This window comes from Oerskovia sp. NPDC060338, from assembly GCF_042726295.1.
Lineage (GTDB): Bacteria > Actinomycetota > Actinomycetes > Actinomycetales > Cellulomonadaceae > Oerskovia > Oerskovia merdavium.
Genome location: NZ_JBHXCQ010000020.1, coordinates 47,684 through 74,513, shown reverse-complemented (window position 1 = coordinate 74,513; position 26,830 = coordinate 47,684). Strand labels below are relative to the sequence as shown.

The 26,830-nt window shown below is 73.5% G+C and carries 23 protein-coding genes and 2 pseudogenes; 11 read left to right on the top strand and 14 right to left on the bottom strand.

The window, feature by feature from the left end; all coding sequences use genetic code 11:
- Positions 1 to 206 precede the first annotated feature (206 nt).
- Together ACFWGN_RS20590 and ACFWGN_RS20585 are read right to left on the bottom strand one after the other, a co-directional pair.
- Positions 207 to 701 (bottom strand): GNAT family N-acetyltransferase, encoded by a 495-nt coding sequence (locus ACFWGN_RS20590; RefSeq protein WP_377619529.1) that lies wholly within the window; start codon positions 699 to 701, stop codon positions 207 to 209.
- Between the two features lie 71 nt (positions 702 to 772).
- On the bottom strand, positions 773 to 1,525 hold the full coding sequence (locus ACFWGN_RS20585) for a DUF5701 family protein (protein WP_377619527.1): 753 nt from the start codon (positions 1,523 to 1,525) through the stop codon (positions 773 to 775).
- Positions 1,526 to 1,754: 229 nt separating this feature from the next.
- Between ACFWGN_RS20585 and ACFWGN_RS20580 the strand changes: the two genes are divergently transcribed.
- On the top strand, positions 1,755 to 3,914 hold the full coding sequence (locus tag ACFWGN_RS20580; protein WP_377619525.1) for a TPM domain-containing protein: 2,160 nt from the start codon (positions 1,755 to 1,757) through the stop codon (positions 3,912 to 3,914).
- Positions 3,915 to 4,001: 87 nt separating this feature from the next.
- Positions 4,002 to 4,796, top strand: a complete 795-nt coding sequence (locus ACFWGN_RS20575; protein WP_377619523.1) for a PspA/IM30 family protein — start codon at positions 4,002 to 4,004, stop codon at positions 4,794 to 4,796.
- 166 nt (positions 4,797 to 4,962) lie between these two features.
- Here ACFWGN_RS20575 and ACFWGN_RS20570 read toward each other — a convergent pair whose 3' ends face one another.
- Together ACFWGN_RS20570 and ACFWGN_RS20565 are read right to left on the bottom strand one after the other, a co-directional pair.
- Positions 4,963 to 5,262 (bottom strand): Dabb family protein, encoded by a 300-nt coding sequence (locus ACFWGN_RS20570; protein WP_377619521.1) that lies wholly within the window; start codon positions 5,260 to 5,262, stop codon positions 4,963 to 4,965.
- An 82-nt stretch (positions 5,263 to 5,344) separates the two neighbouring features.
- Positions 5,345 to 6,103, bottom strand: coding sequence for a type 1 glutamine amidotransferase (locus tag ACFWGN_RS20565; RefSeq protein WP_377619519.1), 759 nt, complete (start codon positions 6,101 to 6,103; stop codon positions 5,345 to 5,347).
- A gap of 172 nt (positions 6,104 to 6,275) precedes the next feature.
- Here ACFWGN_RS20565 and ACFWGN_RS20560 point away from each other — a divergent pair, with 172 nt between their 5' ends.
- Positions 6,276 to 6,884 carry a nuclease gene (locus tag ACFWGN_RS20560; protein WP_377619517.1) on the top strand — a complete coding sequence of 203 codons (609 nt, stop codon included), beginning with the start codon at positions 6,276 to 6,278 and terminating at the stop codon, positions 6,882 to 6,884.
- Positions 6,885 to 6,982: 98 nt separating this feature from the next.
- Here the strand turns inward: ACFWGN_RS20560 and ACFWGN_RS20555 are convergent, their stop codons facing one another.
- Complete coding sequence (locus ACFWGN_RS20555) at positions 6,983 to 8,188, bottom strand: winged helix DNA-binding domain-containing protein (RefSeq protein ID WP_377619515.1); 1,206 nt, start codon at positions 8,186 to 8,188, stop codon at positions 6,983 to 6,985.
- 139 nt (positions 8,189 to 8,327) lie between these two features.
- On the opposite strand from ACFWGN_RS20555, the gene ACFWGN_RS20550 reads away from it, so the two are divergent.
- From ACFWGN_RS20550 to ACFWGN_RS20530, 5 genes are all read left to right on the top strand, one after another.
- Positions 8,328 to 9,077 carry a response regulator transcription factor gene (locus tag ACFWGN_RS20550; RefSeq protein ID WP_191802001.1) on the top strand — a complete coding sequence of 250 codons (750 nt, stop codon included), beginning with the start codon at positions 8,328 to 8,330 and terminating at the stop codon, positions 9,075 to 9,077.
- Positions 9,074 to 10,879 (top strand): sensor histidine kinase, encoded by a 1,806-nt coding sequence (locus ACFWGN_RS20545; RefSeq protein WP_377619513.1) that lies wholly within the window; start codon positions 9,074 to 9,076, stop codon positions 10,877 to 10,879. Before ACFWGN_RS20550 ends, ACFWGN_RS20545 begins: the two co-directional genes overlap by 4 nt.
- Positions 10,880 to 10,941: 62 nt before the next feature.
- On the top strand, positions 10,942 to 11,679 hold the full coding sequence (locus ACFWGN_RS20540; protein WP_191802003.1) for a hypothetical protein: 738 nt from the start codon (positions 10,942 to 10,944) through the stop codon (positions 11,677 to 11,679).
- A 214-nt stretch (positions 11,680 to 11,893) separates the two neighbouring features.
- Positions 11,894 to 12,184 (top strand): WXG100 family type VII secretion target, encoded by a 291-nt coding sequence (locus tag ACFWGN_RS20535; protein WP_191802005.1) that lies wholly within the window; start codon positions 11,894 to 11,896, stop codon positions 12,182 to 12,184.
- A gap of 42 nt (positions 12,185 to 12,226) precedes the next feature.
- Positions 12,227 to 13,867 carry a PQQ-binding-like beta-propeller repeat protein gene (locus ACFWGN_RS20530; RefSeq protein ID WP_377619511.1) on the top strand — a complete coding sequence of 547 codons (1,641 nt, stop codon included), beginning with the start codon at positions 12,227 to 12,229 and terminating at the stop codon, positions 13,865 to 13,867.
- 2 nt (positions 13,868 to 13,869) lie between these two features.
- Here ACFWGN_RS20530 and ACFWGN_RS20525 read toward each other — a convergent pair whose 3' ends face one another.
- On the bottom strand, positions 13,870 to 14,271 hold the full coding sequence (locus ACFWGN_RS20525; protein ID WP_377619509.1) for a winged helix-turn-helix transcriptional regulator: 402 nt from the start codon (positions 14,269 to 14,271) through the stop codon (positions 13,870 to 13,872).
- An 81-nt stretch (positions 14,272 to 14,352) separates the two neighbouring features.
- Here ACFWGN_RS20525 and ACFWGN_RS20520 point away from each other — a divergent pair, with 81 nt between their 5' ends.
- The gene (locus ACFWGN_RS20520; RefSeq protein WP_377619507.1) at positions 14,353 to 14,763 is read left to right on the top strand and encodes a RidA family protein; all 411 of its coding nucleotides are present in this window, start codon (positions 14,353 to 14,355) and stop codon (positions 14,761 to 14,763) included.
- 67 nt (positions 14,764 to 14,830) lie between these two features.
- Positions 14,831 to 15,733, top strand: coding sequence for a 4'-phosphopantetheinyl transferase family protein (locus ACFWGN_RS20515; RefSeq protein ID WP_377619505.1), 903 nt, complete (start codon positions 14,831 to 14,833; stop codon positions 15,731 to 15,733).
- Between the two features lie 112 nt (positions 15,734 to 15,845).
- On the opposite strand, the pseudogene ACFWGN_RS20510 reads toward ACFWGN_RS20515, so the two are convergent.
- Positions 15,846 to 15,944: pseudogene (locus ACFWGN_RS20510) on the bottom strand (hypothetical protein); the annotation flags it as partial.
- Positions 15,945 to 16,075: 131 nt separating this feature from the next.
- On the opposite strand from ACFWGN_RS20510, the pseudogene ACFWGN_RS20505 reads away from it, so the two are divergent.
- A pseudogene (locus ACFWGN_RS20505) lies at positions 16,076 to 16,426 on the top strand (iron chelate uptake ABC transporter family permease subunit); the annotation flags it as partial.
- 127 nt (positions 16,427 to 16,553) lie between these two features.
- Here ACFWGN_RS20505 and atzF read toward each other — a convergent pair.
- The 7 genes from atzF to urtB form a co-directional block, all read right to left on the bottom strand.
- Entirely contained in the window at positions 16,554 to 18,371 is a 1,818-nt protein-coding gene (gene atzF, locus ACFWGN_RS20500; RefSeq protein ID WP_377619503.1) for an allophanate hydrolase, read from the bottom strand.
- A gap of 81 nt (positions 18,372 to 18,452) precedes the next feature.
- Positions 18,453 to 22,103 carry an urea carboxylase gene (gene uca, locus ACFWGN_RS20495; protein WP_377619501.1) on the bottom strand — a complete coding sequence of 1,217 codons (3,651 nt, stop codon included), beginning with the start codon at positions 22,101 to 22,103 and terminating at the stop codon, positions 18,453 to 18,455.
- A 186-nt stretch (positions 22,104 to 22,289) separates the two neighbouring features.
- Positions 22,290 to 22,991 (bottom strand): GntR family transcriptional regulator, encoded by a 702-nt coding sequence (locus ACFWGN_RS20490; RefSeq protein WP_377619499.1) that lies wholly within the window; start codon positions 22,989 to 22,991, stop codon positions 22,290 to 22,292.
- A gap of 52 nt (positions 22,992 to 23,043) precedes the next feature.
- Entirely contained in the window at positions 23,044 to 23,736 is a 693-nt protein-coding gene (gene urtE, locus ACFWGN_RS20485; protein WP_191802013.1) for an urea ABC transporter ATP-binding subunit UrtE, read from the bottom strand.
- Positions 23,736 to 24,818, bottom strand: coding sequence for an urea ABC transporter ATP-binding protein UrtD (gene urtD / locus ACFWGN_RS20480; protein WP_377619498.1), 1,083 nt, complete (start codon positions 24,816 to 24,818; stop codon positions 23,736 to 23,738). The genes urtE and urtD overlap by 1 nt, the downstream gene beginning before the upstream one ends.
- On the bottom strand, positions 24,815 to 25,939 hold the full coding sequence (urtC, locus tag ACFWGN_RS20475; protein ID WP_377619496.1) for an urea ABC transporter permease subunit UrtC: 1,125 nt from the start codon (positions 25,937 to 25,939) through the stop codon (positions 24,815 to 24,817). Before urtC ends, urtD begins: the two co-directional genes overlap by 4 nt.
- Positions 25,936 to 26,820, bottom strand: a complete 885-nt coding sequence (gene urtB / locus ACFWGN_RS20470) for an urea ABC transporter permease subunit UrtB (protein WP_377619495.1) — start codon at positions 26,818 to 26,820, stop codon at positions 25,936 to 25,938. Before urtB ends, urtC begins: the two co-directional genes overlap by 4 nt.
- Positions 26,821 to 26,830 lie beyond the last annotated feature (10 nt).

Here is a 26,830-nt window from a genome sequence, read left to right as displayed (position 1 = left end):
CGCGCCCCCCCCGCGCGGGGGGGCTGTCTGTCGGGGCCGGGGGTGCGGGGGGGTGGGGGTTTCGCGCCCGCCCCCCCCCACCATTGGTGGTGGCTCCACGAACAACACACCCCACCCCCGGCCCCGCCTCCGATGCCCGAGACCCACCGGGGGCCGCTCCTGGTCGACGGGCAGGCTCCGCCGTCGGGCGGCGGGCCCGCCGCAGCTCAGAGCTCTCGGTAGTAGCGCACGAGGGGCAGGGCCGAGAATCCGCTCGCCTCGTACAAGGCTCGCGCCGGGCCGTGCCCGTCGTCGCCGCCGGTCCAGACGCTCGCGTACGCGCACCCTGCTTCTCTCATCATGTCCAGGCAGGCGTCGGTGAGGGCGCGTCCCACTCCCACTCGGTGTGTCGACGGGTCGACGGCGATGAGCTCGAGGTCACCGCTCCGCGAGCCGTCCGCGTCGTGCGCACCCAGGACCACTGAGGCGAACCCGACGACCTGTCCGTCGACCTCCGCGACGAGCGTCGTCGCGGCGTGCTGGGCGCACGTCGTGCGCACCGTCGCGGCCTGGATCCGGCGCCAGTCCGGGTAGGCGAGCGCGTAGATCGCCTCACCGAGGATGGCGCGCCACGCGTCGTACACCGGCTCCCAGGCGCGGAGCGAGAGATCCGTCAGGAGCTCGGTGTCGGCGGGCTGGAAGGGCCTGATCGTCGTGGTCACGGCGCGAGCGTGGCACCCCCCGACGCACGGTCGCCAGCCATTTCCTCGGGCGGGTCGGCCGGCAGCGAGGTTCAGCGCCCCTCGGTACCCACGCGATGCGCACCCGACGCGAACCCGAGCCACGTGTGACGGTTGCCCGCCCAGCACCAGCCGACCTTGGGCGCTCCGCGGCGTTCCTTGCCGTCGCGCCCCGTGCCGTTCGAGATCCACACCGCGGGCGTGCGGGAGTCGAGGCGCCCCTTGTCCTTGCGGAGCCGCGACCCGATCGTCATGAAGCAGTGGTTGCGCGCCACGACGTCGGGCGCCTGCAGGGCCCAGTGGATCCCCTCGCTGAGGACGAGGGGCGTGCGCCCCCGCCGGACGATCTCCGGCAACGCCTCGTCGGGGGACCAGTTCGCCATGTCGTCCCCACGCTCGACGTCCGTCACCACGTAGAGCGCCTCCTCGGGCAGCTCGAGCCCTTCGAGGGGCTCGAACCGGTCCACGTCGTCCATGTCGACCACGACGAAACCTTCCTTGTCCCCCAGCCGGAGCAGCGGCGCGAGGACGGACGGTGCGGCGAGACGCGGGTGGACGGCGAGCAATCCGCCGTCGGGCACGCTCGCCGCAAGGCGCCCGACGGCGTGACGCACCTCGCGTCCGGACAGCCCGGCGAGGTCGTGGACGCCGAGCGCGATCAAGCGCTCCGCCTGGTCGGCCAGCGACGGCAGGGGCAGGAGCGCGGACGGGGTCGCGCCCGGGGTGCCGGACGACAGCGTCGTGGGGTCGGGCGACCGGACGGAAGGGGCTGCGGCGGGCGAGGACGTCGTCGTGCGGGGTGTCATGAGGACCTCTCGTCGGGGGCGTGACGCTCGGAGAACACTGTACGCCGTACGAATATTCCCCTCCGGTGCCGACCGGCACCCGACGACGAGCACCCACCACCCGAGGTGGCTGCAACGCCTGAAAGGTCCGGATCACCCCGATCCGGCCTCCGACGAAGGCCGGGTGAAATGACCACCGGTGTCCGGAATCGCGATTGCGGGTCTGCTCGCCCTGGGAAAGGATCACGAGGTGACCTCGTCGTCCGAAACAGCCGCGCCCTCTCGCCCTGCCCGCACGCCCCGGTCCGCGGTGCGCACCTGGCTCTCCCTGGTCGCCCTCGGCGCACTGGGACTCGCGACGTTCGCCTCACCCGCCGTCGCCGCCGGACCGACCTGGCACGGCCAGGCAGATGCCTCGGCGCCGGTCACGACGACCGTGCCCGCCACCACCACGAGCCGCCTGCCCGCCGCGCAACCCCTCGACCTCCCAGGCCGCATCACCGACCCCGAGGGGGTCCTGGGGAGCCAGACCGACGAGGTCGAGGCCGCGATGGACCGCCTCGAGGCCGACACCCCGTACCAGCTCTACGTCGTGTACGTCGACACGTTCGACGGCCAGGACGCCCAGACCTGGGCCACCGCGACCGCCAACCTTTCAGGGCTGGGCCGGGACGACGTCCTGCTCGCCGTCGCGACCGAAGACCGTCGCTACGACCTCTCGGCCGACAACAACATCGGGCTCTCGGACGCCTCTCTCGACAAGGTCCAGGCCGCGGTCGAGGACGAGCTCAGCCAGGAGGAGTGGGCGCAGTCCGCGATCGTCGCCGCGAACACGCTGCGCACCGAGGCGACCGGTTCGTCGTCGTCGGGCGGGTCCGGCTGGCTGATCGCCCTCGTGGTGGGGCTGCTCGTCATCGCGGGCTTCTTCGTCGTCCGCTCGCTCCTGCGCAGGCGCCGCGGCACGGCCGCCCAGCCGGGCGGTCCCGACGAGGCCGACGAGCTCTCGCAGCTCCCGACCGACGAGCTCAACCGCCGCTCCAGCTCGGCTCTCGTCGCGATCGACGACGCCATCAAGACCTCCGAGCAGGAGCTCGGCTTCGCCCAGGCACAGTTCGGCCTCGAGGCGACCAAGGAGTTCCAGGCGGCGCTCGAGACGGGCAAGCAGAAGGTCTCGCAGGCGTTCGCGCTGCGCCAGCAGCTCGACGACCAGACCCCCGAGACGGAGCCCGTCTCGCGCTCCCTCATGGCCCAGATCATCACGTTGTGCGGCGAGGTCGCGGCCTCGCTCGACGCCGAGTCCGCCCAGTTCGACGAGCTGCGCGACCTCCAGTCCCGCGCCCCCGAGGTGCTCGACACCGTCGAGCGTCGCGCCGGAGAGGTCGAGGCCCGCATCGCCCCTGCCCGCAGCACGCTCGCAGGACTCTTCGCGACCTACCCCGAGGCCGCGCTCGCGTCGGTCGCGGCCAACCCCGACCAGGCCGCACAGCTCCTCACGGGCGCCCGCGAGGCCGTCGCCGCAGGACGCGAGGCCCTCGAGGGCAAGGACCGAGCGTCGGCCGTCGCGCACGCCCGCGCCGCCGAGAACGCCGTGGGGCAGGCCGTCGTGCTCCTCGACGCGGTCGACTCCGCGGGCGGCGACCTGGCCCAGGCCGGCAAGCGCCTCGACGTGGCCGTCGCCTCGATCACCGCGGACATCGCCGACGCTGCGCGCCTCGCCCCGGGCGACCCGGCCGTGACCGCCCGGTCCACCGAGGCCCAGGCCGCCGTGGCCGACGCCCAGGCCGCACGCAACGGCGGCGACCCGCTCGCGGCACTGCGTCGGCTCACCGACGCCGAGGCAGCGATCGACGCGGCCCTCGCTCCGTTCCGCGAGAGCGCCGAGCAGGCCGCGCGCGCGGCCGCGCTGCTGCGCGACACCCTCGGCCGGGTCGACTCGCAGATCCGCGCGACCAACTCGTTCATCGAGACCCGGCGCGGCGCCGTCGGGCCCGAGGCACGGACCCGGCTCTCCGAGGCCATCCGCTACCTCGGCGAGGCACGGGCCCTGCAGCCCACCGATCCCGTCCGCGCCCTCGCCACGGCCCAGCAGGCCGACTCCCTCGCCCAGTCCGCAGCCCAGCTGGCCCAGCGCGACGCGGCCGCGTGGGAGCAGCAGCAGAACGGTCCCGGCATGTTCGGTGGCGGCGGCTCGGGAGGCGGGAGCAACGTCGGCGGCATGGTTCTCGGCGGCATCCTCCTCGACCAGATCCTGCGCGGCGGAGGCGGCGGAGGCCGTCGCTCGAGCGGGGGGTTCGGCGGAGGCTTCGGCGGCGGCGGGTTCGGCGGAGGCGGTTCGTCCGGCCGGTCCTCGCGCGGTTCGTCCGGCGGCCGTTCGTCGGGCGGACGCTCCAGCAGAGGAGGACGGTTCTAGGGGCCGGACCCGCAGGTCGCACCCCCGCGCACCACGTCGTCACGACAGCACCGCGTACACGCACCCACGAGCAGGAAGGCACGACCGATGGCAGAGAAGCAGAGCATCTTCGGACGCATCACCCAGCTGGCCAAGGCGAACATCAACGCGCTCCTCGACGGCGCCGAGGACCCGCAGAAGATGCTGGACCAGCTCGTCCGCGACTACACGAACAGCATCGCCGACGCCGAGCAGGCCGTCGCACAGACCATCGGGAACCTCCGCCTCGCCGAGCAGGACTACAACGAGGACGTCGCCGCCGTGCGCGAGTGGGGCGACAAGGCCGCGGCCGCGTCCGCACGCGCGGACCAGTACCGGGCCGCGGGCGACTCGGCCAACGCCGACAAGTTCGACAACCTCGCCAAGGTCGCCCTCCAGAAGCAGATCTCCGCGGAGGGCGAGGTCCGCCAGGCCGAGCCCCTCATCTCCTCGCAGCGCGAGACGGTCGAGAAGCTCAAGACCGGTCTCGCGCAGATGAAGAACAAGCTGGGCGAGCTCAAGTCCAAGCGCGACTCGCTGGTCGCCCGGCAGAAGTCCGCCGAGGCGCAGCAGACCGTCCAGGGGGCGATCAGCTCGATCAACGTCCTCGACCCCACGAGCGAGGTCTCTCGCTTCGAGGAGAAGGTGCGCCGCGAGGAGGCCAAGGCGCTCGGCCAGGCCGAGGTCGCCGCGTCCTCGCTCGACGCGCAGTTCGAGGAGCTCGAGACCTCGGGGGCCAACATCGAGATCGAGGCGCGGCTCGCGGCTCTCAAGAGCGGCGGCTCGTCCCCCGCGCCGCAGATCTCTCCCACGACGGTGACCTCGATCGAGGCCGGCACGCAGGACGCCCCCAGCGAGTGGTAGGCGCCTGACGGCTCGCACGGGGCAGGGCACCCCACGCACGGCGACGGCCGGTGACCACGAGGTCACCGGCCGTCGCCGTGTCGTCGGACGGGCGGTCGCAGGGGCCGGTCCAGCGGCCGCGCGCCTTCTCCGCGGTGCCCGCCGGAGAGCCCTCGGTCTCGGCGGGTCAGGCCGCAGGCAGCGGCTCGTAGTCGATCTCCAGGAAGTCCTCGACCTCGGGGACCCAGCGATCGGCCACGAACGCCCGGTGGACCGGGTGCTGGTCGTAGGCCGCGTACGCCGCAGCGTCCGCGAACTCCATGGAGAAGCCGAACGTGAAGTCGTTCTTGGCGCTGGTCTGGCGCAGCTGCTCGAACCGCTCGACCCCCGGGATCGCCGCGAGGACACGGGCGTCGGTCAGGAAGGCGGTCTCGGCGGCGGACCCCTCGGGGTGGCGCAGGCGGAAGGCGACGGTGTGACGGATCATCCCGACACCCTGCCACCGACCACCCGGTCAGCCCGGGCGGACACGCACACCTCGCCCCGTCGTCGCGGCGAGCCCGCGCGGTCTACGCCCGCACGCCTCGGCGAGCGACGTCGTCGTGCACGACGGCGAGGAACGACTCAGCGAGGAGGCGGCCCGTCTCGAGGACCTCGCCCTCGAACGGTGCGGCGTCGGCCAGGATGTTGGTCGTGTCGACGTCGTCGTGCTGGTCGGCCCAGCCGCGGATCGTGGCGAGCGTCGCCTCGGGGTGGAACTGGACCCCCAGGGCCGAGCCGTGGCGGAACGCCTGGTAGGGGTACATGTCCGACATGCCGAGCCACGACGCGCCTTCGGGCAGGTCGATGATCGCGTCGGCGTGCATGCTGACCGTGAACGAGCGCGCACGCTTGCCCGTGCCCGCAGCGGCACGTGCGATCGGCCCCAGGACGGGGTCGCCCTCGGCGCCCGCCTTCCAGAAGACGCGGGTCAGGCCCGCCTCGCGACCGGGAGGGGCTGCGACCTGCACGCTCCCGCCGCCGGCGACCGCGAGCAGCTGGGCACCGAGGCAGATCCCGAGCGTCGGGACGTCCGAGTACACGGCAGCGGCCAGCAGGTCGCGCAGCGCGGGGTGCCAGGGGGCGACGTCGTCGGCGTAGGCCGACATCTGCCCGCCCAGGACGACGAGACCGTCCCCCAGGTCGGTCGCGTCCGGCAGGGCGTCCCCGTCGAAGGGACGCACGAGGCGGACGTCGGGCCCGAGCCGGTCGGCGAAGGCGTCCAGGGTGACGTCCGGGGAGTTCTGGACGACCGTGATCCGGACCGGGTCGAGAAGCTGCTGGTTCACCGCTGAAAGGTACTCGCCCCCAGGGGGTCCGGTGCAAACCGTGCTCACGCCTCGACCCGATCCGTGTCGGGGACGGGGCAGGGGCGGGCGTGCGACCCCGGCTGTCGAGCACGAGGTTGCGGTCGTCCGGCGCCCGTCCGACTCCTTACGCCCCGCCGGATAGGCTGAGCCCATGTCGGACTTCAGCACGTCGAACGGCCTCGTCAGCACCCAGGGTGAGGCGCCGCGCCGCACCTACCTGATCGTCGACGGGGAGAACATCGACGCGACGCTCGGCATGAGCGTCCTGGGGCACCGCCCCAACCCCGAGGAGCGACCGCGCTGGGACCGCATCGTCGACTTCGCGGCCAACCTGTGGGCCCAGGACGTCACGCCGCTGTTCTTCCTGAACGCGTCGTCGGGTCAGATGCCCATGGCGTTCGTCCAGGCGCTGCTCGCGATGGGCTTCCGGCCCATCCCGCTGGCCGGGTCCAGCTCCGAGAAGGTCGTGGACATCGGTATCCAGCGCACGCTCGAGGCGCTCAAGGACCGCCAGGGTGACGTGCTCCTCGCGAGCCACGACGGCGACTTCATCCCGCAGGTCGAGGACCTGCTCGAGGACAACGACCGCCGCGTCGGGCTCCTGTGCTTCCGTGAGTTCGTCAACTCGCGCTTCTCCGAGCTGGCCTCGCGCGGTCTGAGCTTCTACGACCTCGAGGACAACGTGGGGGCGTTCACGACGATCCTGCCGCGCGTCCGGATCATCCCGCTCGAGGAGTTCGACCCGCTGCGCTACCTCTGAGTCCACCGAGGGGCGGGGCCGCGCAGCACGCGCGACCCTGCCCTTCGTGCTCTGCGCAGCCCGCCCGATCACGCCGCCCCGGGGCAGCGCGTGCGGGCTCAGCCCCGCAGCTCGCGGTACAGGGGTGTGGGGAACGACGCGGTCACGCCTCCTCCGCCCAGCAGCGACCCGATCCGCGCGGCCTCGGCCTCGACGGCTGCGGCACCGTCGGTCCCGATGTCCTCGAGCAGCCGGGACACGACCTCCCCGTCGGGCCGCACGGCCCACGCCCCCACGATGCGCCCTTCCCACCAGACGGTCGCGCCGATGTTGCCCGCCGAGTCGAAGAGCTGCTCGCGGTGCGGACCGAGGTACCAGTCGCGGTGCTTCCAGCCCATCGCGGTGGGGTCGAGCGAGGGCAGCAGGGCGACGTGCCCGGCAGCGGACCCGAGCCCCGGAGCCGACGGCAGCACGGTCGAGCCGAGCACCACCCCCGCACCGAGCCCCTCGAGCTCGACCTCCCGGACGTCGAGCGCCGCGAGGGCTGCCCGCGTCTGCCCCAGGTTCCACCCGGTCCACCACTGGAGGTCGGCCAGGGTCGCGGGCCCGAACGCCTCGAGCCAGGCCTGTGCGAGCCGCACGCGCGCCTCGGCCTCGTCGAGCTCCGGGATACCGCCGGGCAACCAGTCCTCGACGGGCCGCCACAGGAAACGGTTGGACGCCCAGCCACCGGTCGGCTCGCCGCGCACGATCCGCCCCTCGGCCGACAGCAGCGACAGCAGCGGCGAGGTGAGCGAGCGCCGCACGTCCCAGGACTTGGTCGTGGTGGGCAGGAACGCGGTCCGCAGCACGGGGGCCCGCGCCGAGAGCTGTGCCCCGGTCAGCGGCCCGTGCTGGGCCAGCGCGTCGTGGACCTGCTCCTCGGCGGCCGCGAGGAAGGTCTCGGCGTCTTCGACGGGCGGGTCCGTGGGGAGGGTCGCGAGCTCCTTCAGGAGGCGGGCTCGCAGCCGGCGCCCGACGGCGGCGCTCGCCCCCGCGTGGACGACCGGCACCATGTCGCGCGCCACGACGAACAGGGTGCGGCGCATGGCCAGGACGCGCACGAGGGTGCGCCGGTCGTACATCGCGGCCGCCACGTCCTCGATGCGCAGCTCGGGCACGCGCGCGAGGACCGAGAGGTAGACGCTGGGCGCGTCGGTCGCGTGGAGGGCGACGAGCCGGTCGACGACGCCCTCGACCGTGCCCACCGGGGCGGGACCGCCCGCCCCGAGGTCGAGCTGGTGCGCGACGAGCCGCGCCCTCCTCTGGTCGTCGCTGATCCGCATGCCTGCATCCTTCCGTCTCGACCGGCTGCTGTCAGTGCCTGGGCGGCTCCGGCCCCCATGCTCCGGCACACCACCCACAGCCCCTCGGCGCACCGTTCGCGCCCAGGCGACTCCCAGGGTTCGGTCGCACACTGGAACCATGAGCGAACCCGAGGCGCGGCTGGTCGTCGTCGACGACGAGCCCAACATCCGTGAGCTGCTGTCCACTTCCTTGCGTTTCGCCGGGTTCGAGGTGTTCGCCGCGGCGGACGGCACGAGCGCGCTCAAGCTCGTGCGCGAGGTCGAGCCGGACCTCGTGGTCCTGGACGTCATGCTCCCCGACATGGACGGCTTCACCGTGACCCGGCGCATGCGCGCCACGGGGCAGCACACGCCCGTGCTCTTCCTCACGGCGCGCGACGACACGCAGGACAAGGTCACGGGCCTCACGGTCGGCGGCGACGACTACGTGACCAAGCCCTTCAGCCTCGAGGAGGTCGTGGCCCGCATCCGTGCGGTGCTGCGCCGCACGCACGCCGAGCCCGAGGACACCGCGGTGCTGCGCTTCGCGGACCTCGAGCTCGACGAGGACTCGCACGAGGTGCGTCGCGCTGGTCAGGTCGTGGACCTGTCGCCGACCGAGTTCAAGCTGCTGCGCTACCTCATGCTCAATGCGGGCCGCGTGCTCTCGAAGTCGCAGATCCTCGACCACGTCTGGCAGTACGACTGGGGCGGCGACGCGAACATCGTCGAGTCCTACATCTCGTACCTGCGTCGCAAGATCGACAACCTCACGGTGACCGGTCCTGACGGCACCGAGGAGCCCGTGCAGCCGCTCATCCACACCAAGCGTGGCGTGGGCTACCTGCTGCGCACGCCCCCGGAGTCCGGGAGCACCCGCAGGTCATGAGCACGCCTTCGTCCGGCCGCCCGGCCGGGGCATCCGGGGGCGCGCTGCCCCCGGTCCCGCCGCCTCCGCCGTCCCGGTCGTCCGGCCCGACGACGTCACGCCCCTCCTCGACGCCCCGCACCCAGGGTGCGGCGCGTCCTGGGAGGAAGGCGGCGCCGTCGGGCGGCGATCCCGGCTCCGGCAGCGGCGGCTCCGGCGGTGCCGACCGCGCGAACGGTCCCCCCAGCGCCGGCGGCCACGGCCCCGACGCGCCACCCGTCCCCTCGCCCGACGAGCCCCGCCCCTACGGTCGCCCTGTCCCCACCGAGAACTGGGGCTGGTTCGCCCGGGTGCCCCTGCGGGCACGTCTCGTCGCGATCATCGCGCTGCTGCTCGCCGCGGGCCTGGGCATCACGGCCCTCGCGACGACGACCGTGGTCGCGCAGTACCTCGTGGGGCAGGTCGACCAGCAGCTCGACCTCACCGCCTCCGCGGTCGCCGACGAGACGTTCCGAGGCAACGAGTCGAGGTCCACGCTGCCCAGCGAGTACTACGTCCTGATCCGCTGGAACAACGGCGCCGAGACGCCCAACTACTGGGACCCGGTCGTCGAGCGCTCGGGTACGCCGCAGATCCCGACGTTCATGGCCCAGGAGGTGGCGACGCGCACGGGCACGCCGTTCACGGTCTCGTCGGTCGGCGGGACCAAGCCGGCCGAGTGGCGCGTCGTGCCCTACCCGGTCATCAGCAAGCTCACGGGCGAGACCGTCGGCACCGCCTACGTCGCGCTCCCGCTCAGCGGCATCCACGAGACCGTCAAGGTGCTGGGCAGGACGCTCGCGGTCAGCGCCCTGGGGATCGCGCTGATCGGTGGCGCGGTCGCCTACCTCGCGGTCCAGCGGGCGCTGCGCCCGCTGCGCGAGATCGAGGAGACAGCAGCCGACATCGCGGGCGGCGACCTGACCCGGCGCATCCGTCCCGCCCCGCCGAGCACCGAGGTCGGCTCGCTCGCGGCCTCGCTCAACACCATGCTCAACCACATCGAACGGGCGTTCGCAGCCTCGGAGGCGTCCGAGGCCCGCATGCGACGCTTCGTCTCGGACGCGAGCCACGAGCTGCGCACACCGCTCGCGACCGTGCGCGGCTACGGCGAGCTGTACCGGATGGGGGCGTTGACGACTCCTGAGCAGATGGACGACACCATGCGGCGCATCGAGGACTCCGCGACGCGCATGGGCACGCTCGTCAACGACCTGCTCGCGCTCGCCCGCCTCGACGAGGGACGTCCCATCCGCCACGAGCCCGTGAACCTCGCGGCCCTCGCCCGGGACTCGGCGGGCGACCTGCACGCCCTGGACCCGACCCGTCCGGTGCGTGTCGTCGGCCTGGGCGGGGGCTCGGCCGACGCGCCGTCCGAGCTCACCGTGATCGGGGACGAGGACCGGCTGCGGCAGGTGCTCGCCAACCTCATCGGCAACGTCTCCCAGCACACCCCCGCAGGTACCCCGGTCGAGATCGCGCTCGGGACCGGCGCGCCCCAGGAGGGCGGCGGGGCGGACGTCGCGGTGCTCGAGGTCCGCGACCACGGGCCGGGCATCACGCCCGAGCAGGCGGCCCACGTGTTCGAGCGGTTCTACCGCGCCGACTCGTCGCGCAACCGCGCCTCGGGAGGCTCGGGACTCGGGATGGCGATCGTCGCCGCGATCGTCGGGGCGCACCAGGGACACATCTCGGTGGCCCCCACGCAGGGCGGTGGCCTCACGGTTCATGTGGAACTCCCGACACGACGCTACGATGACGGGTCGTCGCCCGATCGGACGTAGGCTCGAGATGAACCTGTGGACCGACGGCGCACCCCGTTCCCGCATCGAAGAAGGCTGATCTCATGGGCGTCACCACCTCTGACGCACCGCAGTGGTTGCTCACCTCCTGGACCCGTAGCTGCCGAGGCGCCGGGGCGACCGCCCCCGACGACGAGATCCGCGCCGTGGGCGACGGTCTCCTCGAGCGCTGGAGCCAGCCGGACCGTCACTTCCACAACGTGCGGCACCTCGCCGACGTCCTCGGCCGGGTCGACGAGCTCGCGCAGGAGACGCACGACGCCGACGTGGTCCGCCTCGCTGCCTGGTACCACGGCGCGATCTTCGACGCGGCCCGCAAGGCCGCGTACGCCAACAAGGGCGGAGAGGACGAGACCGCGAGCGCCGCGCTCGCGTTCGACCAGCTCTCCTCGCTGGGCGTGCCGGAGAAGGCGTGCCGGCGGGTCGCGTTCCTCGTGAACGCGCTCGTGCGGCATGCTCCGGACCCTGCGGACTTCGACTGCGCGGTGCTGTGCGACGCGGACCTCGCGATGCTCGCGGGCGAGCCGCAGCGGTACAAGGAGTACCTCAAGGACGTGCGCGACGAGTACGCGCACATCCCGCTCCCGGACTACCTGCGGGCGCGCATCGCGATCATCACCAAGCTGCTCGACCGGCGCACCCTCTTCTCGAGCCCCATGGGCGCCGCGTGGGAGGAGCCGGCACGGCAGAACCTGGACGCCGAGCTCCAGCGCCTGCGCAAGGAGCAGGCCAAGCTGCAGGCGTCGGCGCCGCCGGCGCTCGTCGCACCGTCTCCCTCCTGAGCAGTTCCTCCCCGCGTGCCGCCACCCCGCGGTGCCGTCCCCGTGGGACGGGCCGTGCACGGCCTCGCCTCGTGAGGTCCTGTCCACAGGCGCCGGGTCGTTCCCTGCCCGACGACGTCGCTCCCCTCTAGCGTCCTGCTCACCCGGTCGCGCACTCCGCGCCGGGTCGGGGCGCCGACCGGTGCCCCCACGGACGCTGGAGAGGCAGGACGTCATGAGCAGGTACGAGGTCGACAGTGCACGGGTCGCGCAGGCGAGCACAGCGGTCGGAGGCTCCGTCACGGCCATCCGCACCGAGGTCGGAGCGATGCTGCGTCATCTCCAGGACCTCCAGGCGAGCTGGCAGGGCGGCGCGGCGACCGCGTTCGCCGGGGTCATGACCGAGTGGCAGGGGGCTCAGGTGCACGTCGAGACAGCGCTGGACTCGATCACCGCGGCCCTGGGATCGGCCGCTCAGACGTACGCCGACGCGGAGGCCCAGGCGTCGAGGCTGTTCCTGCGCTGACCCCGCAGGACCGGGCTCGCGGGGGCCGCTAGGCTCCCCTCCATGCCGCGCCGCCGCCAGTCCGCCGCCTCCCGTGCCGTGCCGTTCGAGGTCGTCGAGGACCTGGACGACGAGCTCGCGTCCCCGGCGGGGACCGGCGATTCTGCTGCTGCCGGCGGCTCCCCTCCGGCCGGGGACGTCGGCAACGGTGCTCGGGCCGCGGGTTACGTCGGCAGCGGTGCTGCTGGTGACGATGCTGACATCGTCCAGAGACGCCTCGGTGAGCCGGCCTCCGGGGACGGGGACGCGCCGTCGGGCGGCAGGACGATCCGCTGGAAGCCGTGGGCGGCCGCCGCCGGCGTCCTGGCCCTCGTGGTCTGCGGGCTCGCGATCGGCGGGGAGATCGAGGAGCGACGCACCGCGTCGCGGCTCGTCGCGAGCGAGGGCGGCGTGCTGCCCTTCACCGGACCACCGCGCGAGCTGTGGTCGCTCGACCTGAGCGACCGCGTCTGGATGCCGTCCGGGGGCCTGCTCCTGAGCCAGGTCGGCGTCGAGGGCCTCACGGCCGTCGACGTCCTGTCCGGGAACGAGGTGTGGCAGGCGACGGTCGGACCGGACGCGATCTGCGGCCGAGCCAGTACGTGGCAGCCCTTCGTCCAGGAGACCGGTCCTCTGCTGTGCCTGTCGGGCACCGCGGACGCCATGGTCGTCTCGGTCCTGGGCTCGGAAGGTCGGGTCACGGGGAGCCGGGACCTCGGGCCGGTCGACGAGGGGTCGAGCTACGCGGTCGGGCCGGGAGCCACGGTCGTCCACGTGCGTCGTGACGGGCCCGTCGGGCCGCCCGTCGGCCCCCGCGAGGTCTACGACGCGAACGGGGACCCGACCCTCGTCGACGTCCCCGGGGGCCGGGGCGTCGTCGTGACCCTGCAGGACGCGGTCTCGGGGGACGTGCTGTGGGAGAACCGGGTGCCGTTCGTCGCGCCGGACGAGGCCTGGAAGTGCCAGGTCTTCAGCGACAGGCCCGAGGCCGAGCTCGAGCTCGACAAGGTGAGCTCCCGGACGACGGGCTACGTCGTCTCGGTCGACGGGTGCGGGATCAACGCGGCGTTCGACGCCGACGGGACCCGCCTCGACGACGTGACCTCGCACGACGACCAGGTCGAGCCCCTGACCGCGACGACCGTGAACCGGTTCGACTGGACGACCCAGCACACGACCGTGCTCGACCGCACGGGTACCTCGCTGTGGGACGTCACCGGACCGGTCCTGCGCCCGACCGCGACCGACGGGACGGGCGAGGACGTCGTCGTCGTCGACACCCTGAGCGGGCTGGCGGCGTTCCTCCCGGACGGCACCGAGCTCTGGGACGCCTCGACGTATGCGAGCACGCTGTTCGTGCACACGAGCGCCGTCATGGTCGTCGACGACGGAGCGAACGGTCTGACCGCGATCGACCCGGCGACGGGCCGCACGCTGTGGACCGTGCCCGGTGAGGACTCGGTCTACCCGTTCGGGGCCGCGACCGACGGGTCCCAGGCCGTCGTCCTCTCCCACGACGCCGACGGCTCGTCCCGCGCGGTCGGGTACGACCTCACCACGGGCGAGGTGCTGTGGTCCGGCGCGAGCACCGAGAGCATGGGCCTGGTCGGCTACCACGGTGCGCTCCTCGAGCTCTCCGAGAACCGCGTGAGCCGGGTGGGGTGAACCTACCTGCCGTGGCGCCCCAGGTCGTGCTCGGCCTCGTCGTCGAACCGGTCACGAGCACGGTCGACGTCTGCCCCGTGCGTCGCGATCCACTCCAGGAGCGCGTCGATCGGCGTCCGGAGCGTCTTGCCCAGGGGCGAGATGCGGTACTCGACGGCCACCGGCCGCGAGCGGACCACGGACCGCTCGACGATCCCGTTGCGTTCGAGCCGGCGCAGGGTGGCCGTGAGGGACTTCTGCGTCACGGCAGGTATCGCACGGCGCAGCTCGTTGAAACGAGCGGGTCGCTCACAGAGCTCGTCGAGGATGTGGACCGACCACTTGTCCAGCACCTGGTCGAGCAGCTCCCTGTGCGATGCGGTGATCTCCAGAGGGTGGGCAGCAGGGCGAGAGGTTTCCGTCACGATACCTAGTCTCGTTGAAGTGTCCTTCGGAAACCAGGTATCACTGGGGTACCCATCCGGACCTCGACCAAGGGACCCACCATGACCGTCCAACTCTTCTCTCCCGCCAGCATGGTCGGGCCCACGCCCTACCATCACGTCGCGATCGGTACGGGCACCCGCCAGGTGCACGTCGCCGGCCAGGTCGCCGCGGGCCTCGACGGGCGCCCGGTCGACCCGGACGATCTTGCCGGGCAGGTCGCACAGGCACTCGTGAGCACGGCGAGCGGGCTCGAGGCGGCGGGAGCGACATTCCAGGACGTCGTCCGGCTCACGTTCTACGTCACGCGGTGGACGCCCGACAAGATGGGTGCGTTCCTGGCCGGCATCGAGACCGTCGCCGCCAGCCTCCAGCTCCCGCAGCCCATGCCCCCCTCCTCGCTCATCGGTGTCGAGTCCCTGTTCGAACCTCATGTCCTCGTCGAGGTCGAGGCGACCGCAGTGCTCGACTGAAGCACACGGGAACCCCGCCCCACCGATCCCCTGCCCGGGCGACGTCCCGACCTCCTAGAGTGTCGCCGTGCCCACTCCCCTCCTGACCGCGGCCGTCACCGTCTGGTGCGCGGCCCCCGACGCGACCGGCGCACGGGCGACGGAGTGGCTCTCCCCCGACGAGGCCCTGAGGGCCGCGGCCTTCCGGCACGAGGAGGACCGTCAGCAGTTCGTCACGGGCCGGGCTCTGGTCCGGGCCGCGCTGGGCGAACGCCTGGGCGTCCCGCCGACCGAGGTCGCGGTCCGGCTCGACCCGCGGGACGCCGCAGCCCCTGGCAGGCCGTTCGTCGAGGGGGCGCCGTCGTTCTCGATCGCCCACGCGGGCGACTGGGTGCTGGTCGCGGTCGTGGAGACGGTGACCGGCTCTCGAGGCGTCGCGGGCGACGCCTCGAGCGACGGCGACCTGGACCTCGCAGTGGGTGTGGACGTCGGCGTGGACGTCGAGTCCACGGCCCCGGCCCGGGACCACCTCACCGACCTCCTCGACGCGGTACCCCCGGGCGAGCGCCCGGCCGACGGCTGGGACGCCGCGTCGTTCACCCGGTCGTGGACGCGGCGCGAGGCCGTGCTCAAGGCGGTCGGCACGGGTCTCCTCGCCCCGCGCGACGACCTGCTCCTGTCCCCCGCGGACCGAGCCGCCGCCGTCGTGCGCAGCGGGGGCGCGGTCCCGGCTCCTGATCGGCTCGCGCTGCGGGACCTGACGCTCCCCTCGGTGCCGCCGGACTCCTGGCCGACGCCGAGAGCGGGCGAGAGCGTCACCCTCGGCGGGCGGGCCGGTCAAGCGCGGCGGCCAGGTACGTCCCCCTCGCTGGGCGAGACCTACCTCGGCGCGGTCGCGCTCTGCGCCCCCCGGGGCCCCGTCGCGTTCTCGACCGTCGACCTCGCCGACGGCCGTGCCCTGCTCTCCCGGCACAGGCTCGGCACGCCCTGACGTCAGCGCACCTCCCGGCTCTCGCGCAGCAGCAGCCACAGCAGGAACGGCGCACGACCCCGACCGGGAGGTCCACGGGCAACGAGCGGGCACCCAGGTCCGCGGCCAGGACCACGCCCGCGCCCACGAGCCCCGCACCGAGCGGCGGCGGCCCCTGGGTCACGAGCGCCCGCCACGCGATCTGCGGCGCGACGAACGCGACGAACGGGATGGGCCCCGCGGCGGCGGTCGCCGCGGCGGCGAGGACCGGTTCCCCGACGCCGAGGTCCGCTCGGTGTCGCGGCGCTACGGGTTCTCGCCCTCGGACTCGACGCCCTACGCCAACTCGGTGTTCGACCCGGGCGCGTGCGCGACCGCCTGATCGGGCTGCTCGCGGTCACGCTGCTCGCCGGGGCGGCGACCGCGGCGTGCGGGTCGATCGCGTTCGTGGGCCTCGCCGCGACGCACGCCGCGACGCGGCTGGGCCTCGGCGGCCCGGCGTGGCGCATCCCGGTCGCCGGACTGTGCGGGGCGGTCCTGGTCCTGGGCGCCGACGTCGTCGGTCGGCTGGCCCCCGCCACCTCGGTCCCCCCAGAGCCAGGTGTATCGAGTGGTGTGGCGAGTGAGTTAGGTAAACCTTTCCTCACCGAGGTAGACCTAAGCACAAAGTTCGCGCGCCCGAAACGGGGCGTCCAAGGAACGGACAGATCATGACGATCTGCCATCTCGTACGCTCTGGGGACCTGTCCGGTCCTTCGTCTCCGCCCCCGGCGTCGCCGGGAACACCGGCGGGCCGCCCGACCGGGTCTCCCCGCCGGACGGCCCGCCCTTCTCGCGAGGGTCAGTCGAGCGCGAGCACCTCCTTCCCCGAGGCGCTCACCTCCAGGTACGCCCGCCACGACCGCAGGTGCGTGATGTCGACCCCCTGCTCCGCGGCACGGTGCGAGCACCCGAACCCGACGACCGACCCTCCGTCCTCCAGCTCGACCTGACCCAGGGTCATGGGTGCGGGCAGGTCGGCCAGGAAGCGTCCGAGGGCCCCGTCGGTGACCTCCCAGACCTCGCCCTCGACGGGCGCCCCCTCGCCCGGCGCCACGCGGACGAGCCCGGGCTTTGGCGGCGTCGTCGGCAGGGCCACGAGCCGGTACGCGTCGCTCGTCCGCGTGGGACCCACGTAGCGTGCCCCGAGGTCCTGGAGCTGTCCGTTGAGCGGCTGGCCCCGCAGGTGGGCCCCGAACACCGCGAGGCGCCGGACCGGCGGCCCGAACCGTGGCCCGCCGTCCCCCCGCCCCCCGGGCGCGAGCCCGACCTCTCCCCCGGCGACGAACCGCTCGGCGAGGTCGAGCGCCGACGCGTCGTCGAACGCCCGGGAGATGACGCTGATCCCGAACGGCCCGCCGTCGGCCTCGCCCGCGGGGACCGCGACCGCCGCAAGGTCCAGGAGGTTCACGAAGTTGGTGAACGTCCCCATGCGACGGTTGATCTCGACCGGCTCCGCCGCGACCGCCGCGAGCGTGGGGTGCTCGGTCGTGGTGGGCAGGACCAGGAGGTCGACCCCCGCCATCGCGGCGAGGGTCGCGACCCGTGCACGCTCGAGCGTCTCGCGGTCCTGGACGTACCGCGCGGCGGGGATGTCCTTGCCTCCCAGGATGATCGCCGCGACCGTCTGGTCGAGCCCCGGCCCCCCGGCCTCGATGTGCGCACCGACCGCGGCGAACCGCTCCGCGACGATCGCGCCGTCGTAGAGGAGCCTCGCGGCGTCGAGCATCGGACGGATGTCGACCTCGACGACCTCGGCGCCGATCGCCGCGAGCCGCCCGCGCACGCTCTCGAACGCGCTCCGCCACGCGGGCTGGAGCGCCGCGAGGCCCTCGCTCGTGGGCAGCCCCACGACGGGTCGCTCGCGCAGCGCGGCCCGGGCGTCGGCGGGCCACGTCCGGACGGTCGGGTCCAGGCCGTCGGGCCCGGCCATCACCGCGGTCGCGGCCGCGCCGAGCCGGACGTCGCGCGTGAACGTGGTGACGACGTCGTAGCTCCGGCACGCGGGGACGACCCCCGTGACGGGCACGAGCCCGATCGTCGACTTGATGCCCACGATCCCGTGGAGGGCAGCCGGGACGCGCCCGGAGCCGGCCGTGTCGGTGCCCAGCGCGACGTCGACGATCCCCAGCGCGACGGCGACGGCCGAGCCCGAGCTCGAACCGCCCGAGACGCGGTCGGGCAGCGACGCGTGCCGGACCGCGCCGTACGGGCTCCTCGTCCCGACGAGCCCCGTCGCGAACTGGTCGAGGTTCGTCTTGCCGATCACGACGCACCCGGCGTCCACGAGCCGCTGCACCGCGGTCGCGCTCGCTCCCGGCACCGAGGCGAACGACGGGCACGCGGCGGTCGTCGGGAGCCCCTCGACGTCGATGTTGTCCTTGACCGCGAGCGCCGTGCCGTGGAGCGGCAGGTCCTCGCCCGCTGCTGCCCGGCGGTCGACCTCGCGGGCGGCGGCGAGCGCCACGGCCTCATCCACGACCGTGATCCACACCTCGGGCCGGTCGACCTCGCGCAGGCGTGCGTAGGCCGCGGCGACCCTCGTCGCGGCAGGGCCGTCCGGTCCGTCAGGGGTGAGCGCTCGCCCGTCGGTCGTCGCGTGGTCGTGCGTGGTCGTCATTCGGCTCTCCGTCGTTCGTGCGGGACTGGGCTGGGGAGGCGCCCCGGACCTGCTGGCCGGCAGGTAGGGGGCGCGACGCGTTCACACGTCGGCGACGAGCACCAGCGGCGTCCCGGGTCCGACGAGCCGCCCGGGCTCGACCAGGAGGCGGGCGACGCGACCGGCGCCCGTCGCGGTCACCCGCAGCTCGAGCTTCATGGCCTCGAGCACGAGCAGCGGGTCCCCCTGCTCGACCACCTGGTCGACCTCGACCTCGAGCCGCCAGACGCTCGCGACCATGGGGGCGTGCACGACGTGGTGGCCGTCGGGGACGTCGACGTCGAGCGTGCCGTCGGCCGCGCCGGTCCCCGTCGACGGTCCGGGAGCCTCGCCCTCGCTCCCCCGGTCGAGCTCGCCCGAGGCCGCCCAGGCCGCGCGCTCGGCGGCGAAGGCGACGTCCTGGCGAGCGGTGAACGCCTCGATCGACCCCGCGTTCTCCGCGAGGAAGTCGAGGTGCTCGCGGAGGCCGAACGTCTCGTCGTCGACCTCGACGTCGAGCCGCCCGGCCGCGAAGTCGGCGCGCTGCTCGATCAGCTCCTCGGGGCTCACGGGGTGCCACACGACCCGGTCGAAGAAGCGCAGGAGCCAGGGCTTGCCCTGCTCGAACACGCCGCGCTGACGGTGCCCGCTCCAGATGGGCACGGTCCGGCCGACGAGCTGGTACCCGCCGGGGCTCTCCATCCCGTACACGCACAGGTACTTGCCCCCGAGGCCGACCGCGTCCGACGGGGTCCACGTGCGGGCCGGGTTGTACTTGGTCGTCACGAGCCGGTGGCGCGGGTCGAGCGGCACCGCGAGGGGCGCGCCCAGGTAGACGTCGCCGAGGCCCAGCACCAGGTACTCGGCGTCGAACACCGCCTGTCGCACGTCCTCGACCGTGTCCAGGCCGTTGATGCGCCGGATGAACTCGATGTTGGACGGGAGCCACGGGGCCTCGGGGCGGACGCCCGCGGCGTACCGGGAGACGGCCTCCTGGATCGAGGGGTCGTCCCAGCTCAGCGGCAGGTGGATGCGGCGGCTGGGCACGCGCAGGTCCACGGTCGCGGGCAGGTCCTCCTCGAGGTCCTGCAGGATCCCGACGAGCCGCCCGACGGGCAGGACGTCCGGATCGACGTGCAGGTGCAGGCTCCGGACCCCCGGCGTCACGTCGACCAGACCCGCGAGCCCCAGCGCGAGCAGCGCCTCGGACAGCGCGTGGACGCGCATCCGCAGGCCCAGGTCGAGCGTCCGCTCGCCGTACTCCACGAGCAGGTTGTCGTCGCCTCCGCGCAGGTACACGACCTCGGGCCGGTCTCCCGACGGCGTCCCTCGCCGCGCGCCAGACCTCGCCAGGACGCCGTCGTCGCCCGTCGTGCGGACGGACCCGGGCGGGACGGTGGGCTGCGCACGCAGCCGGTCGGAGCGGCGGAGCTCGTCCGCGGCGGCCGGGGTCACCGGCACGAACCGGACGGTGTCCCCCGGCCGGATCTGACCGAGCTTCCAGCGGGCGGCCGCCACGACCGTGACCGGGCACGCGAAGCCGCCGAGGCTGGGTCCGTCGGGGCCGAGCAGGATGGGCGTGTCGCCGCTGACGTTGAGCGCGCCGACCGAGTAGGGGTTGTCGTGCAGGTTCGACGGGTGCAGGCCTGCGTCCCCGCCGTCGGGGCGCGCCCAGGTCGGCGCGGGTCCGGTGAGCCGGATCCCGGTGCGGTTGGCGTGCGACTGGACGCCCCAGGTGGTGCCGTAGATCAGCTCCATGTCGCTCCGCGTGAAGTAGGTGGGCGCCGGCTGGGGTCCCTCCTGGACCGCGATCTCCCACGCGTGCCCCAGGACGGGGCGGTCGGCCACGGGTACGGCGCGGGTCGCGGGCCCGGTCGACGTCGCGGCCGCGCCCGGGACCAGCACGTCGCCGAGGACGAGGGCCCGACCGGTGTACCCGCCGAACCCGCCGAGCGTGAACGTCGAGGCCGAGCCCAGGTAGTCGGGAACGTCGAGGCCTCCGGCGATCAAGACGTAGGTGCGCAGCCCTGCGTCGAGCGGGGCCCCGACCTCGAGCACGGAGCCTGCGGCGAGGACCACGGGCTCCCACTGGGGCACGGGCTCCCCGTCGACCGTGACGAGCGCGTCGGCCCCCGTCACGCACACGGTCGCGCCGTGCGAGAAGCGCAGCCGCGGCCCCGTGAGGGTGCACTCGAGCCCGGGCGCTCCCTCACCGTTCCCCAGCACCAGGTTGCCGAGCCGGAACGACAGGTCGTCCATGGGCCCCGAGGGCGAGATCCCGACGTCCCAGTGCCCCACGCGCCCGGGCCAGTCCTGGACGGTCGTCATGACGCCGGGGGCCAGGACCTCGATCCACGGTTCGTCGTCGACGACCGACGCGAGCGTCCCGGTCGTGTGCTCGCCCGCGCGGACCACGGCGTCGTCGAGCGCGCTGCGCAGGAGCGGCAGGTTGGTCTGCAGGCCCACGAGCCGCGAGCCCGCGAGCGCCGTCGCCAGGGCGTCGAGCGCCGCCTCGCGGTCCGCACCGTGCCCGATCACCTTGGCGAGCAGCGGGTCGTAGTGCGAGGTGACCTCCTGGCCGGCCTCGACCCAGGTGTCGACCCGGATGCCCGGCTCGTCCTCGGGGAGCGTGACGTGCGTGAGCAGACCTGCGCTCGGCCGGTAGTCCCGGCGCGGGTCCTCCGCGTACACGCGCGCCTCGACCGCGTGCCCCGTGCGGGTCGGGCCCTCGTCGGGCACGCCGTCGAGGAGGTCGTCCTCGCCGCCCGCGAGGCGCAGCATCCAGGCGACGAGGTCGACCCCGGTGACGGCCTCGGTCACCGGGTGCTCGACCTGGAGACGGGTGTTGACCTCGAGGAACGAGAGCTCCTCGCGCTCGACGTCGTACACGTACTCGACCGTGCCCGCCGAGCGGTAGCCCACCGAGGCCGCGAGGCGGCGCGCCGAGGTGTGCAGCCGCTCGCGCAGCGTGTCGTCGAGCCCCGGCGCGGGGGCCTCCTCGACGACCTTCTGGTGACGGCGCTGGAGCGAGCAGTCGCGGTCGCCGAGGCTCACGACCCGGCCCCTCCCGTCGCCGAAGAGCTGGACCTCGAGGTGCCGGGCCCGCGTGACGAACCGTTCGAGGAACAGTCCCGCCGACCCGAAGCTCGACGCCGCGAGCCGCTCGACGCGCAGGTAGGCGTCGGTCAGGTCGGCGGGCCCGTGGCACGCGTGCATCCCGATCCCGCCGCCCCCGCCGACGGCCTTGAGCATCACGGGGTACCCGATGCGCCCGGCCTGCGCCAGGGCGTCCTCGACGCCGTCGAGCACGCCGCTGCCGGCGACGAGCGGGACCCCGCTGCGCGCGGCGGCCTCGCGTGCCGAGGCCTTGTCGCCGAACACCCGCAGGTGCTCGGGGGTCGGCCCGACGAAAGCCATCCCGCGCGCCTCGACCGCGGCTGCGAACGCCGCGTTCTCGGACAGGAAGCCGTAGCCGGGGTGCACCGCACCGGCACCGGACTCCGCGGCCGCGCCCAGCACGCGCTCGACGTCGAGGTAGCTCTGCGCGGCGGGAGCGGGCCCCAGGTGGACCGCGGCGTCGGCGAGCCGGACGTGCGGTGCGTCGCGGTCGGCGTCGGAGTAGACGGCCACGGTCTTCAGACCGAGGCCCTGCGCCCCCCGGATGATCCGGACGGCGATCTCGCCCCGGTTGGCGACCAGCAGCGTGTCGAACATGAGGACCCCCGTGAGGACGGTCTCCGGTCGGTCCGGAGCACAGGTGGACCGGGGTGTATACACCTCGGTATCCAGTGCTCACACGCTAGGAAGCGGCTGTTTCGCAGGGTCGGTCACGCCGTTAAGCGCGTGTTACGAGACGGCCGGTCCGGTCGGGCAGGACCCGTCCGGACCGGCCGCGGCCGCTCAGCCCGCGAGCGCCATGCGGGACATGGCCCCGCTGGCCCGCTCCATGACGACCTCGAGCGACTCGCCGACGTGCTTGTGCAGCGCCGTCCTGGCCGCGAGCAGGTCGTCGGCCAGGACGAGCTCCATGATCTCGATGTGCTCGTCGACCGTGACCTGGATGCGCTCGTGCTCGATGAAGTCGTACATGCGCACGGCCCGCACCTTCTCGTTGACCACCACGAGGGCGTCGGTCAGCCGCTGGTTGCCGGCCGCACGGGACAGCGCGGTGTGGAACTGCTCGTCGAGCATCACGAAGCCCGGGTCCGGCGGCGGGACGTCCTTGCGGATCTCGTACCACCGGTCGAGCTCGGCACGGACCGCCGGGAGGTCGTACGCGAGGTCGGCGTTCTCGATGATCCTCGACACCCCGCGCAGCTCGAGCGTGACCCGCAGCTCGTAGAGGTCGCGCAGGTCCTGGAGGCTCGGCAGCACCACGGCGTAGCCGAAGTCCGTCCGCTCGACCAGGCCGTCGGACAGCAGCCGGCTCAGCGCCTCGCGCACGGGCGTGCGCGAGACCTCGAACCGCTTGCTGAGCTTGGGCTCGGTGAGCCGCTCGCGCGGCCCGACGCGCCCGTTGAGGATCTCGGTCCGCAGGGCCGCGTAGACCGCTTCTCGCAGGGAGGTCGGCGCGACCTCCGCCGCCTCGGTCGTCCCACTCATCTGGCCCACTTCCCTCCGCCGTCGGGTCGTGCAGGCAGCGCCCGACCCGTCATCACACTGCCATCATCGCGCGCACGTCGGCCTCGGCGCTCGCGCCGCCCTCGCCCTCGGCGCTCACCCGGCCGGACTCGAGGACCACGAAGCGTTCCGCGGCCCCGAGCGCGAAGCCCACGTGCTGCTCGACGAGCAGCACCGAGAGCCCGCCGGCCTCGGTGAGCGAGAGGATCGCGTCCTCGATCTCGGTCACGACCGAGGGCTGGATCCCCTCGGTCGGCTCGTCGAGGATCAGCAGCCGCGGCGCGGTCACCAGGGCACGCGCGATCGCGAGCTGCTGCCGCTGACCGCCGGACAGCAGCCCGGCCCGGCGGTCGAGCAGCCCCCGCAGCGCGGGGAAGAGGTCGAGCGCCTCGTCGGTGCGCCGGGCCCCGTCGCGCCGGGTGTCGGCGACGAGCTGGAGGTTCTCCTTGGCCGTGAGGTCGCCGAACGCCTGCTGCCCCTGGGGCACGTAGGCGAGCCCGCGACGGACCCGCTCGAACGTGGGCAGGCGCGTGATGTCCGTCCCGTCGAAGGACACGGTCCCCGTGCGCACCTTCAGCAGCCCGACGACGGCACGCAGCAGCGTGGTCTTGCCCGCCCCGTTGTGCCCCAGGACCGCGGCCACCCCGTCCGGGGGCACGCTCAGGTCCACCCCGTGCAGCACCTCGGTGCGTCCGTAGCCGACGTGCAGGTCGGTGATCTCGAGCATCAGCCCTCCTTCGTCGTCGGTGCGACGGCCGTGCGGTCGGCCGCAGCAGAGGGGTCGTGGACGGCCGGGGCGCCCGGAGGCGCGGGGGCCTCGTTCGGCGACGGCTCGTCGGGGTTGGCGGGCATCGCGTCGGCAGGCGCCCGGAGAGGCGCGGCCGGCTCGCCCGGGCGAGCCGGCCCGCCCGAGGGAGCCTCCGCACCGGGCGAGGTCCCGGCCCCGGGCGAGCGGCGCCGTCGGGCCCCGCGTGCGGCCCCCGCCGCACCGAGGTAGACCTCCTGCACACGCGGGTCCGCCTGGACCTGCGCGTAGGTCCCCTCCGAGAGCACCGACCCCATGTGCAGCACCGTGACCGACGACGCGAAGCTCCGCAGGAACTCCATGTCGTGCTCCACGACGACGACCGTGCGCTGCTCGCCGACCCGCTGGAGCAGCAGCCCCGTCTGCTCGCGCTCGGCCTGGCTCATGCCCGCGACCGGCTCGTCGAGCAGCAGGAGGCGCGCGTCCTGGACCAGGAGCATCCCGATCTCGAGCCACTGCTTCTGCCCGTGCGCGAGGACGCCCGCGCGGGTGTCGCGCAGGTGCGCGAGGCCGATCGTCTCGAGGGCCTGCTCGACCGGCTCGGGCACGCCCCGGCGCTGCCGCAGCAGCGTGAGCGGCCCCCGGCCGGCCCCCGCGGCGATGTCGAGGTTCTGCAGGACCGTGAGCTCCTCGAACACGCTCGCGGTCTGGAACGTGCGTCCCACGCCGGCGCGCGCGATCTTGTGCGTCTTGCGCCCGAGCAGCTCGGTCCCGCCGAAGCGCACCGACCCGCTCGCCCGCGTGAGCCCCGTGATCGCGTCGACGATCGTCGTCTTGCCCGCACCGTTGGGACCGATGAGGAAGCGCAGCTCGCCCTGGACGACCGTGAGGTCGACGCTCTGGACCGCGACGAACCCGTCGAACTCGACGTGCAGGCCCCGGACCTCGAGGTAGTCGTGACGGAAGCGCTCGTCGTCGGCCCCCAGGACCGCGTCGGCCGCGGCCAGGTCGATGCCCACCGGGGCCGGACCCTCGGTCGTCTCCATGTTCTCCTCCTGCGTCATGCCGGCCTCCCGACGACGGGTGCTTCTTCCGGGGCGAGCCCCGCGGGCGGCGCACCGGGTGCGGGCGACGCGCTCCGGCGTCGGGCCCACCGCGAGACGAGCGACGCGAGACCGCCCGGCAGGAACGCGACGACCAGGACGAACAGCGCGCCCTGGAAGTAGATCCAGCCCGACGGGAACTGCTCGGAGAGCGAGGTCTGCGCCCAGCTCACCGCCACCGCGCCCAGGACCGGGCCCAGGAGCGTGGCCCGACCGCCGATCGCGACGCCGATGAGGAACCCGATCGAGGGCACGACGCCCACGTCGGCGGGCGAGACGATCCCGACGACCGGCACGAACAGCGCCCCGCCGATCCCGGCCATGGCCGCGGCGGCCGCGTACGCGACGACCTTGATCGTCGCGGGGTCGTACCCCAGGAAGCGCACCCGGTTCTCCTGGTCGCGCACCGCCACGAGGAGCTCGCCGAACCGCGAGAGCATGAGCTGACGGACCACGGCCACCATCACGAGCAGCGTGCCCGCGGCGATGAAGAAGAGCATGCGCTTGTTGACCGGGTCCGTCAGGTCGAACCCGAAGAACGACCGGAAGCCGTTGAGACCGTTGGTCCCGCCCGTCGTCGCCTGCTGCCCCACCAGGAGGATCGCGAACGCGGCTGCGAGCGCCTGGCTGAGGATCGCGAAGTACGCCCCCCGCACGCGCCGACGGAACATCGCGAGCCCCAGCACCACCGCGAGAGCCGTGGGGACGAGCACGACCAGGAGCACCGCGAGCACGGGGTTGCGCAGCGGCTCCCACCAGGCCGGGACGACGCCCGACCCGTAGAGCATCATGAAGTCGGGCACCCCGCCCGGCCCCGCGTCGGCCAGCTTGAGGTGCATGGCCATGATGTATGCGCCGAGACCGAAGAAGACTCCCTGGCCGAGCGTCAGCATCCCGCCCCGGCCCCAGGCGAGACCGATCCCGACCGCGACCATCGCGAGGCACAGGAACTTGGCGAGCAGGTTGAGCCGGAACGTGGACATGGTCGCCGGGGCGACCGCGAACAGCAGGACCGCGGCGAGCGCGAAGCCCAGGAGGACCCGGCTGCGGGGGGTGGTGAGAAGACGCTGGAGGAAGGTCATGCGAGGCTCCTCGTCCGGACGGTGACCAGTCCTTGGGGGCGGACCTGGAGGAAGAGGACGATCACGACGAACACGAGGACCTTGGCGACGCTCGCCGTGGTCGAGTACTCGAAGGTCGCCTGGAGGATCCCGAGGCCGAACGCGGCGATCACGGTGCCCTTGATCTGGCCGATCCCGCCCGCGACGACCACGAGGAACGCGTCGACGATGTAGTTGGTGCCGAGCGTCGGGCCGATCGAGCCGAGCAGCGTGAGCGCGACGCCCGCGACCCCCGCGACGCCCGAGCCGATGAAGAACGTCAGGCGGTCGGTGCGGCGCGTCGAGATGCCCGAGGCCTCGGCGAGGTCGCGGTTCTGCACCACGGCGCGGATGCGGCGCCCCAGGGGCGTCGTCCGCAGGACCAGCGCCAGGACGCCCACGCAGACGAGCGCGAGCACGAGGATGAACACGCGCGTCCTGGGCACCCCGACGCCGAAGATCTCGACGGCGCCGCTCAGCCAGGACGGGGCGCGGACGTCCACGTTGGGCGCGCCGAACACGTCGCGCGCGACCTGCTGCAGCACGAGCGCGACCCCCCACGTCACGAGGAGGGTGTCGAGCGGGCGCCGGTACATGCGCGAGATCAGGGTCACCTCGAGGAGGAGTCCCAGGAGCCCGCCGACCAGGAAGCCGACCGGCAGCGACACGAGGAGCGACAGTCCCGCGTCCGAGACGATGCCCTGGACGACGAACGCCGTGTAGGCGCCGGCCATCATGAGCTCGCCGTGGGCCATGTTGATGACGCCCATCTGCCCGAAGGTCAGGGCGAGGCCGAGTGCGGCCAGGAGCAGGACCGAGCCGAGGCTCAGCCCGGCGAAGAGCTGTGGGAACAGCACGTCCATGGGCGGTCAG